This window comes from Mesorhizobium sp. M1E.F.Ca.ET.045.02.1.1 (genome assembly GCF_003952485.1).
Taxonomy (GTDB): Bacteria; Pseudomonadota; Alphaproteobacteria; order Rhizobiales; family Rhizobiaceae; genus Mesorhizobium.
The window spans coordinates 7,066,915-7,081,272 of sequence record NZ_CP034447.1 but is presented as its reverse complement, the minus strand read 5'-3'; the positions used below and the strand labels follow the sequence as shown (position 1 = coordinate 7,081,272).

Annotated in this window: 17 protein-coding genes; 1 reads left to right on the top strand and 16 read right to left on the bottom strand. The window is 64.3% G+C overall.

What is annotated here, in order from left to right; translation table 11 throughout:
• Positions 1 to 13: 13 nt before the first annotated feature.
• The 16 genes from EJ070_RS34720 to EJ070_RS34645 form a co-directional block, all read right to left on the bottom strand.
• The gene (locus EJ070_RS34720) at positions 14 to 1,342 is read right to left on the bottom strand and encodes an FMN-binding glutamate synthase family protein (protein ID WP_126095374.1); all 1,329 of its coding nucleotides are present in this window, start codon (positions 1,340 to 1,342) and stop codon (positions 14 to 16) included.
• An 8-nt stretch (positions 1,343 to 1,350) separates the two neighbouring features.
• On the bottom strand, positions 1,351 to 2,067 hold the full coding sequence (locus EJ070_RS34715) for a GXGXG domain-containing protein (protein ID WP_126096030.1): 717 nt from the start codon (positions 2,065 to 2,067) through the stop codon (positions 1,351 to 1,353).
• Positions 2,068 to 2,086: 19 nt separating this feature from the next.
• Positions 2,087 to 2,983 carry a glutamine amidotransferase family protein gene (locus EJ070_RS34710; protein ID WP_126095373.1) on the bottom strand — a complete coding sequence of 299 codons (897 nt, stop codon included), beginning with the start codon at positions 2,981 to 2,983 and terminating at the stop codon, positions 2,087 to 2,089.
• A gap of 84 nt (positions 2,984 to 3,067) precedes the next feature.
• Positions 3,068 to 3,400, bottom strand: a complete 333-nt coding sequence (locus EJ070_RS34705; RefSeq protein ID WP_126095372.1) for a hypothetical protein — start codon at positions 3,398 to 3,400, stop codon at positions 3,068 to 3,070.
• The gene (locus tag EJ070_RS34700; RefSeq protein ID WP_126095371.1) at positions 3,397 to 4,086 is read right to left on the bottom strand and encodes a hypothetical protein; all 690 of its coding nucleotides are present in this window, start codon (positions 4,084 to 4,086) and stop codon (positions 3,397 to 3,399) included. Before EJ070_RS34700 ends, EJ070_RS34705 begins: the two co-directional genes overlap by 4 nt.
• A gap of 45 nt (positions 4,087 to 4,131) precedes the next feature.
• Complete coding sequence (locus EJ070_RS34695) at positions 4,132 to 5,538, bottom strand: amino acid permease (protein WP_126095370.1); 1,407 nt, start codon at positions 5,536 to 5,538, stop codon at positions 4,132 to 4,134.
• A gap of 13 nt (positions 5,539 to 5,551) precedes the next feature.
• Positions 5,552 to 5,713: a hypothetical protein gene (locus EJ070_RS34690; RefSeq protein WP_126095369.1), complete on the bottom strand. Its 162-nt coding sequence runs from the start codon at positions 5,711 to 5,713 to the stop codon at positions 5,552 to 5,554.
• Positions 5,714 to 5,746: 33 nt separating this feature from the next.
• Complete coding sequence (locus EJ070_RS34685) at positions 5,747 to 6,124, bottom strand: hypothetical protein (protein ID WP_126095368.1); 378 nt, start codon at positions 6,122 to 6,124, stop codon at positions 5,747 to 5,749.
• A gap of 11 nt (positions 6,125 to 6,135) precedes the next feature.
• On the bottom strand, positions 6,136 to 6,423 hold the full coding sequence (locus tag EJ070_RS34680; RefSeq protein WP_126095367.1) for a hypothetical protein: 288 nt from the start codon (positions 6,421 to 6,423) through the stop codon (positions 6,136 to 6,138).
• A gap of 246 nt (positions 6,424 to 6,669) precedes the next feature.
• Positions 6,670 to 7,392: an XRE family transcriptional regulator gene (locus tag EJ070_RS34675; protein ID WP_126095366.1), complete on the bottom strand. Its 723-nt coding sequence runs from the start codon at positions 7,390 to 7,392 to the stop codon at positions 6,670 to 6,672.
• 138 nt (positions 7,393 to 7,530) lie between these two features.
• A complete protein-coding gene (locus EJ070_RS34670) occupies positions 7,531 to 7,755 on the bottom strand; it encodes a hypothetical protein (RefSeq protein ID WP_189350258.1) in 225 nt (74 codons plus the stop codon).
• A 147-nt stretch (positions 7,756 to 7,902) separates the two neighbouring features.
• Complete coding sequence (locus EJ070_RS34665; RefSeq protein ID WP_126095365.1) at positions 7,903 to 8,688, bottom strand: glucose 1-dehydrogenase; 786 nt, start codon at positions 8,686 to 8,688, stop codon at positions 7,903 to 7,905.
• A gap of 12 nt (positions 8,689 to 8,700) precedes the next feature.
• Positions 8,701 to 9,465 carry an SDR family oxidoreductase gene (locus tag EJ070_RS34660; RefSeq protein WP_126095364.1) on the bottom strand — a complete coding sequence of 255 codons (765 nt, stop codon included), beginning with the start codon at positions 9,463 to 9,465 and terminating at the stop codon, positions 8,701 to 8,703.
• A 107-nt stretch (positions 9,466 to 9,572) separates the two neighbouring features.
• On the bottom strand, positions 9,573 to 11,081 hold the full coding sequence (locus EJ070_RS34655) for a sugar ABC transporter ATP-binding protein (RefSeq protein ID WP_126095363.1): 1,509 nt from the start codon (positions 11,079 to 11,081) through the stop codon (positions 9,573 to 9,575).
• A 29-nt stretch (positions 11,082 to 11,110) separates the two neighbouring features.
• Positions 11,111 to 12,049, bottom strand: a complete 939-nt coding sequence (locus tag EJ070_RS34650; protein WP_126095362.1) for a sugar ABC transporter substrate-binding protein — start codon at positions 12,047 to 12,049, stop codon at positions 11,111 to 11,113.
• 115 nt (positions 12,050 to 12,164) lie between these two features.
• Entirely contained in the window at positions 12,165 to 13,082 is a 918-nt protein-coding gene (locus tag EJ070_RS34645) for an ABC transporter permease (protein ID WP_245464980.1), read from the bottom strand.
• Between the two features lie 309 nt (positions 13,083 to 13,391).
• On the opposite strand from EJ070_RS34645, the gene EJ070_RS34640 reads away from it, so the two are divergent.
• Positions 13,392 to 14,354, top strand: coding sequence for a sugar-binding transcriptional regulator (locus EJ070_RS34640; RefSeq protein WP_126095360.1), 963 nt, complete (start codon positions 13,392 to 13,394; stop codon positions 14,352 to 14,354).
• The last annotated feature ends 4 nt before the right edge of the window (positions 14,355 to 14,358 follow it).

Sequence of the window (14,358 nt, the reverse complement as noted above, 5' to 3'; positions counted from 1 at the left end):
TTGGAAGTTTGTCTCAGAAGCCGTTCTTCCCCGGTATCCAGTTGGTGCCGGCAAGCGGCACGCCGGCCATGGCAGCCGCTTCGATGGTAAGCGCGACGAGATCCTCGGGCTCGAGATTGTGCAGGCTGTTCTTGCCGCAGGCGCGCGCAATCGTCTGCGCCTCCAGCGTCATCACCTTGAGGTAATTCGCCAGTCGCCGTCCGGCAGCGATCGGGTCGATCCGCTTCATCAGCTCGGGGTCCTGGGTGGTGATGCCGGCCGGGTCGCGGCCTTCATGCCAGTCGTCATAGGCGCCGGCAGTGGTGCCGAGCGCGTTGTAATCCGCTTCCCAGCGCGGATCGTTGTCGCCGAGCGCGACCAGCGCCGCCGTGCCGATCGACACTGCGTCGACGCCAAGCGCCAGCGCCTTGGCGACATCGGCGCCGTTGCGGATGCCGCCCGAGACGATCAACTGCACCTTGCGGTGCATGCCGAGATCCTGCAGCGCCTGCACCGCCGGCCTGATGCAGGCAAGCGTCGGCTGGCCGACATTCTCGATGAACACTTCCTGGGTCGCTGCCGTGCCGCCCTGCATGCCGTCGACCACGACGACATCGGCGCCGGCCTTCACCGCGAGCGCTGTATCGTAATAGGGGCGGGCGCCACCGACCTTGACGTAGATCGGCTTTTCCCAGTCGGTGATCTCGCGCAGTTCCAGGATCTTGATCTCGAGATCGTCCGGCCCGGTCCAGTCGGGATGGCGCGAGGCCGAGCGCTGGTCGATGCCCTTGGGCAGGGTGCGCATTTCGGCGACGCGGTCGGAAATCTTCTGGCCGAGCAGCATGCCGCCACCGCCTGGCTTGGCGCCTTGGCCGACGACGACTTCGATCGCGTCGGCGCGGCGCAGGTCGCGCGGGTTCATGCCGTAGCGCGAGGGCAGATACTGATAGACCAGCGTCTTCGAATGGCCGCGCTCTTCCTCGGTCATGCCGCCGTCACCGGTAGTGGTCGAGGTGCCGGCGAGCGTGGCGCCGCGGCCGAGCGCTTCCTTGGCCGGGCCGGAGAGCGAGCCGAAGCTCATGCCGGCAATGGTGATCGGGATCTTCAGTTCGATCGGCTTCTTGGCGTGACGCGAGCCCAGCACGACGCTGGTGTCGCAGCGCTCGCGATAGCCTTCGAGCGGATAGCGCGAGATCGAGGCGCCGAGGAACAGAAGGTCGTCGAAATGCGGCAGCTTGCGCTTGGCGCCGCCGCCGCGGATATCGTAGATGCCGGTGGCGGCCGCGCGGCGGATTTCAGAGAGCGTGTAGTCGTCGAAGGTCGCGGATCTGCGCGGCGTCGTGGGAGGATTGTGATAGGCCATTTCTGTCCTCAATACGCGTCGGCGTTGTCGATGTTGAAATTGTAAAGCTTGCGCGCCGAGCCGTAGCGCTTGAATTCCGAAGGCTTGACGTCGGTGATGCCGGCGCGGTCGAGCAGGCCCTGCAAGAGTTCGATATGCTCGGGCCGCATCTCCTTGGCGATGCAGTCGGCGCCAAGGCTCTCGACCTTGCCGCGCACGAAGAGCCGCGCCTCGTAGATGGAATCGCCCAGCGCATCGCCGGCATCGCCCAGCACCACCAGATTGCCGGACTGCGCCATGAAGGCCGACATGTGGCCGATATTGCCGCGCACGACGATGTCGATGCCTTTCATCGAGATGCCGCAGCGCGAGGAAGCGTTGCCTTCGATGACCAGCAGGCCGCCGCGGCCGGTGGCGCCGGCATACTGGCTGGCGTCGCCTTTGACCACGATCTGGCCCGACATCATGTTCTCGCCGACGCCGGGGCCGGCCGAACCGTGCACGGTAATAGTGCCGCCGTCATTCATGCCGGCGCAGTAATAGCCGACGCTGCCGCGCACATCGATGCTGATCGGCTGGTCGACGCCGACAGCTACCGAGTGGCTGCCTTTCGGATTGAGTACTTCCCAAGCGGTTTCGTTCGAGCCGGGGCCGAGATCGTGCAGCGCCTGGTTCAGCTCGCGCAGGGACTGCTGGCCGAGGTCGAATACCCTCGCATGGCCTTGCTCGCGCTGCGCCTTCGGCATGGGTGTTGCGGGCATGAACTCAATGCTCCCAGAAATAGACGGTTGCGGGCTCCGGTTCCCAAACCCTCGCATTGTCTATGCCGGGCAGCTTGGTGAGCGCGCGATATTCCGAGCCGAAGGCGACGTACTGGTCGGTCTCGGCCATCACGGCGGGCTTGCAGGCGATCGGATCGCGCACCACGCCGAAGCCGTTCTTGGTGCCGACGACGAAGGTGAAGAAGCCGTCGAGATCGGAAAGCGTGCCTTCCAGCGCCTCGCCGAGATTCTTGCCATGCGCGATCCTGTTGGAGAGATAGGCGGCTGCCACCTCGGTGTCGTTCTCGGTCTCGAAGGTCATGCCTTCGCGCCGTAGCTCGCGGCGGACATTGTTGTGGTTGGACAGCGACCCGTTATGTACAAGGCACTGGTCGGCGCCAGTGGAAAACGGATGCGCGCCCATCGTCGTCACCGCCGATTCCGTCGCCATGCGGGTGTGGCCGATGCCGTGCGTGCCGGTCATCGAGCGCACGTCGAAGCGATCGACGACGGCTTCCGGCAGGCCGACTTCCTTGTAGATTTCGACCGCTTCGCCGGCGCCCATGATGCGGATGTCGGGGCGCAGCGACTGCAGCGCCTCACGTGCGGCGTCGACCTTGTCGGGCGTGGTTCTGACGACCGCGTGCGTGGACTTGACCGCGACGCTCACCGGCGCGCCGATCGCCTTGGCGACCTCGGCATCCAGGCCGCGAAAATCGCGATCGGGCTTCGGCGACTGTACTGTGATCTTGGCCTCATTGCCGGTCGCGGCGCCGTAGATGGCGATGCCGGCGCTGTCCGGACCGCGGTCGCTGAGCGAGATCAGCATCTCCGACAGCATCGCGCCGAGTTTCGGCTCCAGCGCCTTGTCCTTCAGGAAAAGTCCGACGATTCCGCACATGTCAGCCTCCGACGTTTATGGCTCCCTGATGATGTACCGAATGAAATCAGGTAACTCAATGGTATGAAAGAAATTTTCCTCTGATTATATATCAGCCTTCATGCCGCTTGTGGCGCTATCGCCATCGGGGTGGGGCTTGTGGGCCCATATTGCATGGCGGACGCGCGCTATCCTATAGGCGTCGAGGATCGACAGCGCATAGATGAGAAAGCCGCCGGCGTGACGGCCGATGAAGCTGGCGTCCGGCGGCGCCACCTTGGTCGTCACCCAGCCGAGGATCACCATGAAGAACAGGAACTGCAGGCCGCGCGCGGGCAAGCCCAGCATGACATGCCCGCTGCCTGGCAGGACGATTGCGGAGGCCAGCACAAGATAGGGGTTCGAAGGCCTGGCAGTGTGGTCGGTGGCGTCGCTCATGCGGCCTGCCTTTCGCGCCGGTTGATCGCGTGACGAAGCGAGGATGCGGCTTCGACCAGTTCTTCGAGCAATGCCGGATCGAGCCTCGCGTCGACGAAAGCGGCTTGCCGGAAGACGCCGTAGCGCACCCGGTCGGCCTGGGCCAGCAGCCAGACGATGCGCACGCCCTTGGGCGTGATCAGCAGTTCCTTGGCGCGGCCTTCGGCAAAGACCCCGGCATACGCTGCGATCAAGTCTTGCGGGAAAGCAACACCGCGGCGGTCGGTCCTGAGCACCGCTTCGGCGGGCAGGGCGGTTGTTTTGGGCAGCGTGTGCTCGAGATGGTCGAAATTGGAGAAGGTCGTCGGCGATCCCGGCCGCATCATCATGTCGAAAATGCCCGGCACCGCGACCGGCTCAGTGATCGACACACTCAGCCAGCGTGTTGGAAGCTTCCGGGTCGCAAGCGTATCGACGATGGTGCGCACCTGCGCGCGTTCGCCGTTCCACGAACCGGCCCAGGTGGCGACGCCAGCCGCACCATCGGAGACATCGACGGCGTCCGGGATAACCGCGCGAATGCTTGCCTCGTCGGCGGCGCGCGCCGCACTGGCCCTGTTGCGGCTGGCGCGCGCGAGCCAGGCAAGGTGGAGGACGACCGCAAGCGCGATCGCTCCGGTAAGCAAAGCTGACGTCAACTCAGACATCTCGACACGCCAAAACCCGCCGCCCCGGCGGCGGGTTTTTTCCGTTCAATAGCCCTGTGGTTTCGGCCACGGCATGGTGAACTGGTCGCCGCGGCGCACGAACTTGTAGCGGTAGAAGTGGAACCACAGCGAGATCAGGAAATAGAAGATGGTCATCGCGATCAACTGCGAGCCGAAGCCGAGGAAGATGGCGAAGAAGGTCACCACGCACAGGCAGAACAGAACGATCGCCGGCAGCGGATGGAAGGGATGCGTGTAGCCGCGGCGGATCGAGCCCAGCGGCCACTTCTTGCGGAACATCAGGATGTTGATGCTCATGAAGGTGTATTGCAGCACGCCCGACAGGATCGAGAAGGTGATCGCCTGGTTGAGGTCGGCGATGAAGGCGAAGGCCAGCGCGATCGGCAGCAGGAACAGGATCGAGCGATAGGGGGTGCGGTACTTCGGATGCACCGCCGAGAACCAGCTCGGCAGGTAGCGGTCGCGGCCGAGCGAGAACCAGGCGCGCGCCGCGTCGTTGATGCAGCCATTGGCCGAGGCGAGCGCCGCGAGCAATGTCGCGATGAAGAGCAGGTTCTCGAGCAACGGGCTGCCGGTCAGCTTGCCGGCGTCCCAGAGCGGATAATAGGTGATGCCAAGATATTCCCAAGGCATCAGCGAGGCGCAGACATACCAGGTCATGGCGGCGGCGATCAAAAGCGTGATCATGCCGGCCATCGTGCCATAGGGCAGGGAGCGCGCCGGCGAGCGCACTTCCTCGGCGGCCTGCGTGGTGCCTTCGATGCCGAGATAATACCAGATGCCGAACTGGAAGGCGGCGATAACGCCGATCCAGCCATAGGGCAGCGCGTTGCCGGGCGTGACCAACTCATTGAGTTTCAGCACCGCCCCTTGCGTCCAGGGGCTCACCGAGAAGAACAGGATGACGATCGAGATATAGGCGACCGCGGTGATGATGAAGTTGACGTTGAGCGTCATCAGCACGCCGCGATAGTTGAGCCAGGCGAGCACCACGATGGTGGCGGCGATGAAGGAATTGTGCGTCAATCCTTCGACGCCGGCCTTGGCGACGATCGTGTCGCCGAGCAGGATCGCGTCCGACACTTCGAGCATGGTGTAGGCGAAGACCAGGAACAGCGCGACGTTGAAGGCCATCAGCGGCCCGACGATGTGCTTGGCCTGCGCGTATTGCCCGCCGGCCGCGGCGACGGTCGAGGTCACTTCGGAATCGATCATGGCGACCGATGTGTAGAGCAACCCGACGATCCAGCAGACGATCAGAGCGGCAAGCGCCCCGCCCTTGTCGGCCGCAAAGTTCCAGCCGGTGAACTCGCCGACCAGCACGATGCCGACGCCGAGCGCCCAGACATGGGCGGGGCCGAGCACCCTGAGCAGCGAAACCCTGTCGCCGTGGATAGTCGTCGTTAGTCCCGTTTCAACCGCAGCGGTCATCGTCAGTCCCCACTCAGATCCGGTGTTTTTCGGAAACGGCTTCAAGCTCGCCCTCGCGCGAGGAGGTCAAAACACCCTCGGAATAGGTCGTATCGACTTTGAACCAGTCGTAGAGCATCCAGAGCGCCAGCAGGATCGAGATGCCCCAGCATGCGTAAGAGACTGTCATCCACATGATCGTGTCCCTGAATTACGTGTCGTCGAAGGATTACTTGTCGTCGAATTTTTCGTTGATCACCTCGCGATACTCGCGATCGGAGGCGCGGAACAGGAAGACGAAATAGGCGATCAGCACGACCGCCATGATGATCAGCGTCGGCCAGTCGATGATGTAGTGGAAGCGGTTCTGGATGATGTCGTGCGCGGTCTCTGGCGTATAGCCGAGCTTTTCCCAGACCGAGGCCATGGTCGCGTTCTGGCCGAGCGCGTCCCAGGTCTTGGCGTCCAGGGGATCGATGGATTTCGCCGCGCCGGCGAGGCCGAGTTTCAGCGGCAGCCACAGCGCCACGAAGATGGCGACCACGACGACGGCGATGTCGAAGATCTGGCCGGCCTTGCTCTGTTCCGGCGGGATGTAGCGAGACATGGTCTTTCCCCTCAGGACTTGCGGTTGCGGAACGCGTCGGCGTTCTTGATGTCGAGGCCGTAGATGAAGTCCTTGTCTTCCTTGTAGTGATTGAGCATCGCCAGGATGGCGGCGGTGTTGAAGATCAGCACCGCGGCGGCCGCGACCACCACCACGAGCTTGATCCCGCTGTCGGGGATATAAGCCCAGGTCATCAGGAGGACGAAGAGGATCGTTGCCCACAGGCAGACGATCAGGAGCACGGATCCGCGCACGTCGGAACGGTACAGCGCTTCGACGCGCTGCTTAAGGTCGGACATCGGTTTTTCCCCTTTTCTCGACGTCCGGTCCCGAAACGACCGGGCGTCCACTCTTTCAACAGAGTGAAATTTTTTTCATAAGTTCTGCTCGAACCGCGAGATTGTCAAGCCGGTTTTACGCAGCGTAAACGACTTGGCTTCATGGCCCGCCGCTTGCCTGTGGATAAAACCATTTGCCCGCAGGAACTGCATGACGCTGGGCACGAGCCAGCTGAAATGCCTCGCGAGGTAGGGCTTACGCGCTGATCAGCTCGTGCTGTTCTGCGGGTAGCAGATTATGGAAAGATAGCGCATCGGCAGCCGCGTCAGCTCTTCCGGTCCGTGCGGCGCGTCGGCATCGAAGAACAGACTGTCGCCCGGCTTCATCGGGTAGAGGTTGCTGCCATGCCGGTACAGAACCTCGCCCTCGAGCATGTAGAGGAACTCCATGCCTTCATGCTGGAAGGTCGGGAACACATCCGACTCCTCGGTCAGCGTGATCATGTAGGGCTCGACGACGACGCCGCTGGTGTTTGCGCCGATATGGCCGAGCAGATTGTACTGGTGGCCAGCGCGCGTGCCGCGCCGCTCGACATCGACGCCTTCGCCGGCCTTGACGAAGACTGCGCTGTGTTCCTCCTCGAAGCGGCGAAAGAAGGCGGTGAGAGGAACGCCGAGCGCCCGCGACAGCGCCTGCAGCGTGGTCAGCGAAGGCGAGGTGATGCCGTTCTCGATCTTCGACAGCATGCCGAGCGAAATGTCGGTGGCCGCCGCGAGATCGGCGACCGTGATGCCGAGCTTCTTGCGGAAGGCGCGCACCTCATGGCCAATGGCGACCTCCAGCACTTTTTCGCGGGTGTCGCGGATCGCGTGCGGGTCTTGCGTCAGCGGCGTTCGGATCGTGGGCCCATGGGCCGGGATGTTTTTTGGCAGCGTCTTGCCCTTGGCGGCCACGCCGGCAGGCTTGGTATTGGAATTCTTCTTCGCCATGTCGCCCCAAGCCAATGCGGAGTTATTTCACTCCAAGTGAACATATTCGGTGCGACACAGGAGCGCAATCGTGGCGGCAAGCCTTCTTATGTCGCGGGTCCGGCAACGAAATCTTCCGACACGGTCCCGGCGCGGGCGTCAAGCCGCATCCATGATTGATACGACAGCTTGCTTGCCGAGCACGGCAAGCGCCGCTTTCATCAGCGGCAAGCCCGTCGGGTGGTCCGGGTCGAGGATACGACCCGCCTCCGTCTCGCCCCGCCCGAGGCGCCGAGCGAGTTCCGACTTGGAAATGCCGGCAGTGGCGAAGGCCTCTATTACCGCCAGCTTGAAGGCCGTCTCGGGATCGATGGCGACAGGCACCAGACCGCGGCCTTTCACAGTTGGTTGAGGAAGCTTCCGTATGTGCGAAGAACAAAGGTGCGCGCACTATACGTCGGGCAAGGTATTGGCGCCGTCGGCGGGTCGCCCATAAGAGTTTGCCGCCAGCCGAGATACGGTCGTGGCCCCTCACGACATGATCAGGCCGCCGTCGACATTGATGGTCTGTCCGGTGATGTAGGCCGCGTCGTCGCTGGCGAGGAAGCTGACCAGGCCGGACACATCCTCGCCGCTGCCGGCGCGGCCCATCGGGATGTTCTTCACCCATTCCGCCATCAGCTCGCCCGGCTTGTAGTCGCCTAGCAGCTTGCCCCAGGCGGTGTCGTTATAGGCCCACATGTCGGTGTCGATGATGCCGGGGCAGATGGCGTTGACGGTGATCTTCTCCTTGGCGACTTCCTTGGCGAGGCTCTGGGTGATGCCGACGACGCCGAATTTCGAGGCCGCGTAGTGCGGAGTGTAGATGAAGCCCTGCCGCGCCTGGCCGGACGCCGTGTTGATCAGCCGGCCGCCTTGGCCATGCTTGCGCATGCGGGCAATCGCCTCCTGGCAGCACAGGAACACGCCCTTGGTGTTCACCGCCATCACCTTGTCCCACTCGGCTTCCGTCATCGCCTCGATCCTGGCGATGGTGATGACGCCGGCGTTCTGCACGGAGATGTCGACGCGGCCGAATTCCTTCTCGGCAAGATCGTAGAGTGCCTCGACCTCGTCCTTCTTCGTTACGTCCATGCGCATCGAGGCGACCTTCGCACCCGATGCCTTGAGGCTTGCTGCAACTTCGTCGACGCGGGGATCGATGGCGCTGACCACGACCGCCGAGCCTTCCGCCGCGAAGCGCTTGGCCATGGCGGCGCCGATGCCGCCGCTGGCGCCCGTGACGACCGCTGTCTTTCCTTCGAAACGCTTCTGCACTTCAACTTTCCCCTACCAGCAGACGAAGCCGCCATCGACGATGAGGTCGATGCCGGTGACGAAACTCGCGGCCCGGCTTGCCAGGAACACAGTCGGGCCGACCATCTCCTCCGGCGTCGCCATGCGGCCCATCGGCGTGTCGCGCTCGAAGATTTTTATCTGCTCGGCGACCTCTGGGCGTTTGTTCATTGGCGTCAGTGTGTAGCCGGGGCTCACCACATTGACGCGCAGGCCGCGGTCGGCCCACTCCATGGCGAGGCTCTTCGACATGTGGATCACCGCCGCCTTGGAGGAATTGTAGTGCGCCTGCGTCAGGCCGCGATTGACGATCGAGCCCGACATCGAGGCGATGTTGATGATCGAGCCCCGGCGGCGGGGCAGCATGACGCGCGCCTCGGCCTGGCAGGACAGGAAGACGCCGCTGACATTGACGTCGTAGATCTTCTGCCACTTTTCCATCGGCAGCGTCTCGGCGGGTTCTGCCCCGGCGACGCCGGCATTGTTGACGGCAATCGTCAGCGCGCCGAGTTTCTTCTCGATACGTTCCACCGCCGCCGCAAGGTCGCTTTCGGATGTCACCGTGCCGGTCAGCACCAGCGCCTTGCGGCCGAGCGCCTTGATCTTGCCGGCCGTCTCTTCAAGCCCGCCTTTCGAGCTGTGGCCGAAGCAGGCGACATCGGCGCCGGCCTCCGCAAGCCCGATGGCGATCGCCTGACCGATGCCGCTGCCGGCGCCTGTCACCAATGCCACGTCGCCGTGAAGATCGAACAGTTTCATCTCTCTCCCTCTTCCTGAAAGAAGGGGCGCCAGTCCTGCTGGCGCCCCGCGCGGTCCGGTGCCTGGGAGGGTATCACCTGCTGCGCTTTGTTCCCATCCGCCGTGCCTCAGCTCGTGGCGAGCTCCATCACGGCGACATTGCTTGCCTCGTCGCGATCGAGGATGCCGCGCTGGCGGCCGCGGCTCAGCACCAGCACGCGATGCGAGAGCCCCAGCACTTCCTCGAGGTCCGAGCTCACCACCACCACCGCCATGCCCGAGCGGGCGAGGTCGGCGATGACGTCGTAGATCGCCGCGCGGGCTCCGACATCGATGCCGCGCGTCGGCTCGTCGAGGATGAACACCTTGGGCGGCCGCGACACCCATTTGGCGATGATCACCTTCTGCTGGTTGCCGCCGGAAAGTTTTGAGACCGCCTGGTTCGGCCGTCCCTTGACGCCGAGCCTCGAAATGCCGGCCTCGGCGAATCTCTGCACCGCTTTCGGAAACACCCAGCCGTTCGGCGCGACATGATCGAAATTGCCGATGGCGAGGTTCTCGCCGATCGTCTGCTCCAGCACCACGCCCTGTTCCTTGCGGTCCTCCGGCACCAGCACGACGCCGGCCCTGATCGCCGCGGCGGGGCCGCTGAGGCCGATCGGCTGGCCCGCGACGCGCACCGAGCCTGACGAGATCGGGTCGGCGCCGGCGATCGCCCGCACCAGCTCCGTGCGTCCGGCGCCGATCAGCCCGGCGATGCCGAGGATTTCACCCGATTTCACCGAGAAGGAAACGTTGTTGAAGCTGCGCTCCGGAGAGGACAGGTTCTCGACTTCGAGCAGCGTCTTGTCGCCGGGCGGCGAGAGCTTCGGGAACATGCGCTCGACGCTGCGCCCGACCATCTGTTCCACCACGGTGCGCACCGGGATATTGGCGCGCTCGTGCCGCGCGACGATGCGGCCGTCGCGCATCACCACCACGCGGTCGGCGATCTGCGCGATCTCGTCGAGGCGGTGGCTGATATAGATGAAGGACATGCCTTCGGTCTTGAGCTTGCGGATCTGCTGGAAGAGCAGTTCCGTCTCCTCGCCGCCGAGCGCCGCGGTCGGCTCGTCGAGGATCAAAAGCTCCGCGTTCAGCGTCAGCGCCTTGGCGATCTCGACCTGCTGCTGGGCGGCGACGCGCAGTGTGCGCACCTTGCGTTCGGGCGAGACATCGAGGCCGAGGCGCTTCAACTGCGCCGAGGCCTTGGCGTTCATGGTCGCGCGGTCGATGCGGCCGCCGCGCATCGGCAGGCGCCCGACATAGACGTTCTCCGCCACCGACAAGTCCGGCAGCAGCTTCAGTTCCTGATGGATCATGCCGACCCCGGCCTCGATGGCCGCGGCGGGATTGGCGGGGGAGTATGGCTTCCCCCGCCAGATGATGGTGCCAGCATCGGGCTTCGTCGAACCGGCGATGATGTTGGACACCGTCGACTTGCCGGCGCCGTTCTCGCCGAGCAGCGCCACGACTTCTCCCGGCCGCACCTCGAAGCTCGCATCGGCCAGGACCTGCACCGGTCCGTAGCTTTTGCTCAGCCCGTTGACGAAGAGTCCGTTATGCGGGCCTTCGCTTTGGCGAAGTTCAGTGGACATCGTGGCGCTCTCTTGAAGGTGCCGGCTCTTTAGGGATGCTTTTCGATGAACTGCGCGACATTGTCCTTGGTGGTCAGCGTCGCATCCTGCAACTGATCGGCGGCAAGCTTCTCGCCGGCCACGATCTTGATCGCCGAGTCGACGGCGAGCCGGCCCATGCCTTGCGTCTGCTGCGTCGCGGTGACGTCGAACACGCCGTCCTTCAGTGCTTTCAAGGCCGCCACGTCGCCGTCGAAGCCGGCGATCCAGACCTTGTGATCCGGATTGGCGACCTTGACCGCCTGCGCGGCACCCAGCGCCAGCGCGTCGGCCTGACCGAAGATGACCGAGACATTGGGATGGGCCTGCAGCAGGTCCTGCGCCAGCTTGAAGCCCTCGTCCTGGTGCCACTGGTCGCTCCAGAGCTCGCCGACCACCTTGATGTCCGGATAAGCCTTCAGCGCCTCACCGCAGCCCTTGGAACGGTCGACTTCCGGCGTCGTGCCCTTCTGGCCATGGATGATGACCATCTCGCCCTTGCCGCCGGCCTGCTTGGCGATGTAGTCGCACACGCCCTTGGCGGAGTTGACGCTGTCGGTGGCGATGAAGGTGTCGCCGGGCGCGCCGTCGGCGTTGCGGTCGACATTGACCACAGGGATGCCGGCGGCCTTGGCGGTCTTGGTCGGTACGGTCGCGGCGGTGGCGCCGGCCGGGATGTAGATCAGCGCGTCGATGTTCTGCGTGACGAGGTCCTGCACCTGGCTGACCTGCGTTGCCGAGTCGCCCTTGGCGTCGACGGTGATGACCTCGATACCCTTCTCCTTGGCGTAGGCTTCGACAGACTGCTTGATCTGGTTGAAGAAGTCCGCCTGCAGGTTGGCGACGGCCAGCCCGAGCTTCTTGGCGTCCTTGGCCGAGGCGGCGTCGGACAGGCCGAGCAGCGGGACGATGGCCGCGGCCGCAAGCAGCAGTGAACGTTTGGTCAGCATGTTTTTCCTCCGTTGGTGTTCAATTCCGTCCCGCCTGCGCATCGCGGCGCCCCCGGCCGGACAGTCCCAGTCTCGGATCGACCGATCCGTTCCGCCCGGACATCCGGGCGAATTCTCATTGCCTGCGGCGCCGCCACGTGTCGGTGGCGACCGCCAGCGCGATCACCACGCCGATCACCACCTGCTGGACGAAGGGCGAGACGCCGAGCAGGTTGAGCCCGTTGCGCAGCACGCCGATAATCAGCACGCCGATAGCCGTGCCGCCGATCGAGCCGATGCCGCCCGAAAGGCTGGCGCCGCCAATGACCACCGCGGCGATCGTGTCGAGCTCGTAGCCGACGCCCGAGCTCGGCTGCACGGAATCGAGCCGTGCCGCGAGCACGATGCCGGCGAGCCCGGCAAGCAGGCCGCAGACGGCATAGACCCAGTTTGTCAGCGACTTCACCGGAATGCCGGAAAGACGGGCGACCTCGGCGCTGCCGCCGATCGCATAAAGGTTGCGGCCCGTGGCGCGATAGTTGAGGAAGATGGCGAAGATGATCGCCAGCACGATCATCAGCCCGACGGTGACCGACAGGAAGCCGAAATGGCGGACGATCGACAGGTTGGTGAACCAATCGGGAAAGCCGACGATCTGCGAGCCGTCGGTGATCATGTTGGCGAGACCGCGCGCCACCGACATCATGGCGAGCGTCGCGATGAAGGGCGGCAGCTTGGTCACTGTCACCAGCAGGCCGGAGACCAGGCCGCAGAGGCCGGCCACGACCAACGCCGCGGCAATGCCCACCGGAACGCCCAGGTTGAGGTAGTCGGGATAGGCGACATAGCCCATCACCATCGAGGCAAGCGCCAGCACCGAGCCGACCGAAAGGTCGATGCCGCCGATCAGGATGACCAGCGTCATGCCGATCGCCATGATGCCGAGCACGGTGACCTGGTCGAGCACGTTGAGGATGTTGCGAAAGGTCAGGAAGGTATCGGTGGTCAGCGCCAGCGCCAGGCACAAGAGCGCCAGCCCGATCAAAGGTCCCATCGTCCCGGCAAACAGCGCCGAAAGCTTCGCGACCGACGCGGCCTGCGCGGCGCCGGTGCCAGCCTTCAACTCGCTCGTCTCGTTGCTCACGGCCACTTCGTCTCCTCCGTCAGCGGACCGGCGATGGCGCGCCGGCCGCTCTTGTTCACCAGGCACCTCCCTTGTGAACAATTTATCTTTGATATGCAATTTTGTTCAGCTAAAACGTTCATCAGAAAATTGTCAAGTGCCGTGCATGCATTCGGCGATGGTTTGCGCGAACCGACGGTTTGCCATAGGGAAAGTCCAGCGCACCCGGGAGGCACAAGGATGGCGGTGATCGAGAACGAGAGGGCTTCGCGCTTTCCGGATGCCGAGCTCAAGGCCCGCGCTGCCTGGCACTATTATGTCGAAGGCCTGACGCAGGAGCGGATCTCGGAGATCCTCGGCGTCGGCCGCATCAAGGTGCATCGCATTCTGTCGGCCGCGCGTGAGGAGGGCGTGGTCCAATTCCGCATCCGCGACAGCGTCGTCGAATGCGTGCAACTGGAGGAGGGCCTGAAGCAGCGCTTCGGCCTCAGCCAGGCCGTGGTCGTGCCGTCGGCCGCCGACCGCAGCAACACGCCGCTGCTGATCGGTCACGCCGCCGCCGCCTATCTCGCCGACAACGTCAATCCCGGCGATGTGATCGCGCTCGGCTGGGGACGTACATTGAAATTCGCCATCAACGAACTGCCCAGGCGGCCGATCGCCAGGACCACAGTGGTCTCGATGCTCGGCGGCCTCACCCATGCGCAGCCGCTCAACCCGACCGAGAGCGCCTGGGAGTTCGCCGAGAAGATCGGCGCCGAATGCTATCTGCTGCCCGTGCCGGTCTATGCCGACAGGCCGGAGCAGCGCGATGCCTTCATGAGCCAGCGCAGCGTCCAGGACGTGGTCTACAGGGCGCGGCGCGCCAACATCGCGGTGCTCAGCGTCGGCTCCTTCTCCAACGACAGCCCGATCGCCAACTACGGCTTCATCAAGCCGAGCGAGCTGGAGGAACTGCAGGCGGCCGGCGCGGTCGGCGATATCCTGTGCCATTTCATTGATGCCGAGGGCCGCACGGTCGACCATGAAGTCAATCGCCGCGTCTGCGCCTATCCGCTCCAGGACCTGTCCGACATCCCTACCACCATCCTGGTGTCTGGCGGACAGGAGAAGATCGCCGTCATGCGCGCGGCGCTCGCCAACGCGAGAGTTTCCGTGCTGATCACCGACGAGGACGCGGCCAAGGGGCTGCTCAGTCGTTGAAATT

Coding starts and splice junctions, on each gene's coding strand:
- EJ070_RS34720 (WP_126095374.1), bottom strand. CDS start 1,342: ATGGCCTATCACAATCCTCCCACGACGCCGCGCAGATCCGCGACCTTC.
- EJ070_RS34715 (WP_126096030.1), bottom strand. CDS start 2,067: ATGCCGAAGGCGCAGCGCGAGCAAGGCCATGCGAGGGTATTCGACCTC.
- EJ070_RS34710 (WP_126095373.1), bottom strand. CDS start 2,983: ATGTGCGGAATCGTCGGACTTTTCCTGAAGGACAAGGCGCTGGAGCCG.
- EJ070_RS34705 (WP_126095372.1), bottom strand. CDS start 3,400: ATGAGCGACGCCACCGACCACACTGCCAGGCCTTCGAACCCCTATCTT.
- EJ070_RS34700 (WP_126095371.1), bottom strand. CDS start 4,086: ATGTCTGAGTTGACGTCAGCTTTGCTTACCGGAGCGATCGCGCTTGCG.
- EJ070_RS34695 (WP_126095370.1), bottom strand. CDS start 5,538: ATGACCGCTGCGGTTGAAACGGGACTAACGACGACTATCCACGGCGAC.
- EJ070_RS34690 (WP_126095369.1), bottom strand. CDS start 5,713: ATGTGGATGACAGTCTCTTACGCATGCTGGGGCATCTCGATCCTGCTG.
- EJ070_RS34685 (WP_126095368.1), bottom strand. CDS start 6,124: ATGTCTCGCTACATCCCGCCGGAACAGAGCAAGGCCGGCCAGATCTTC.
- EJ070_RS34680 (WP_126095367.1), bottom strand. CDS start 6,423: ATGTCCGACCTTAAGCAGCGCGTCGAAGCGCTGTACCGTTCCGACGTG.
- EJ070_RS34675 (WP_126095366.1), bottom strand. CDS start 7,392: ATGGCGAAGAAGAATTCCAATACCAAGCCTGCCGGCGTGGCCGCCAAG.
- EJ070_RS34660 (WP_126095364.1), bottom strand. CDS start 9,465: ATGAAACTGTTCGATCTTCACGGCGACGTGGCATTGGTGACAGGCGCC.
- EJ070_RS34655 (WP_126095363.1), bottom strand. CDS start 11,081: ATGTCCACTGAACTTCGCCAAAGCGAAGGCCCGCATAACGGACTCTTC.
- EJ070_RS34650 (WP_126095362.1), bottom strand. CDS start 12,049: ATGCTGACCAAACGTTCACTGCTGCTTGCGGCCGCGGCCATCGTCCCG.
- EJ070_RS34645 (WP_245464980.1), bottom strand. CDS start 13,082: ATGGGACCTTTGATCGGGCTGGCGCTCTTGTGCCTGGCGCTGGCGCTG.
- EJ070_RS34640 (WP_126095360.1), top strand. CDS start 13,392: ATGGCGGTGATCGAGAACGAGAGGGCTTCGCGCTTTCCGGATGCCGAG.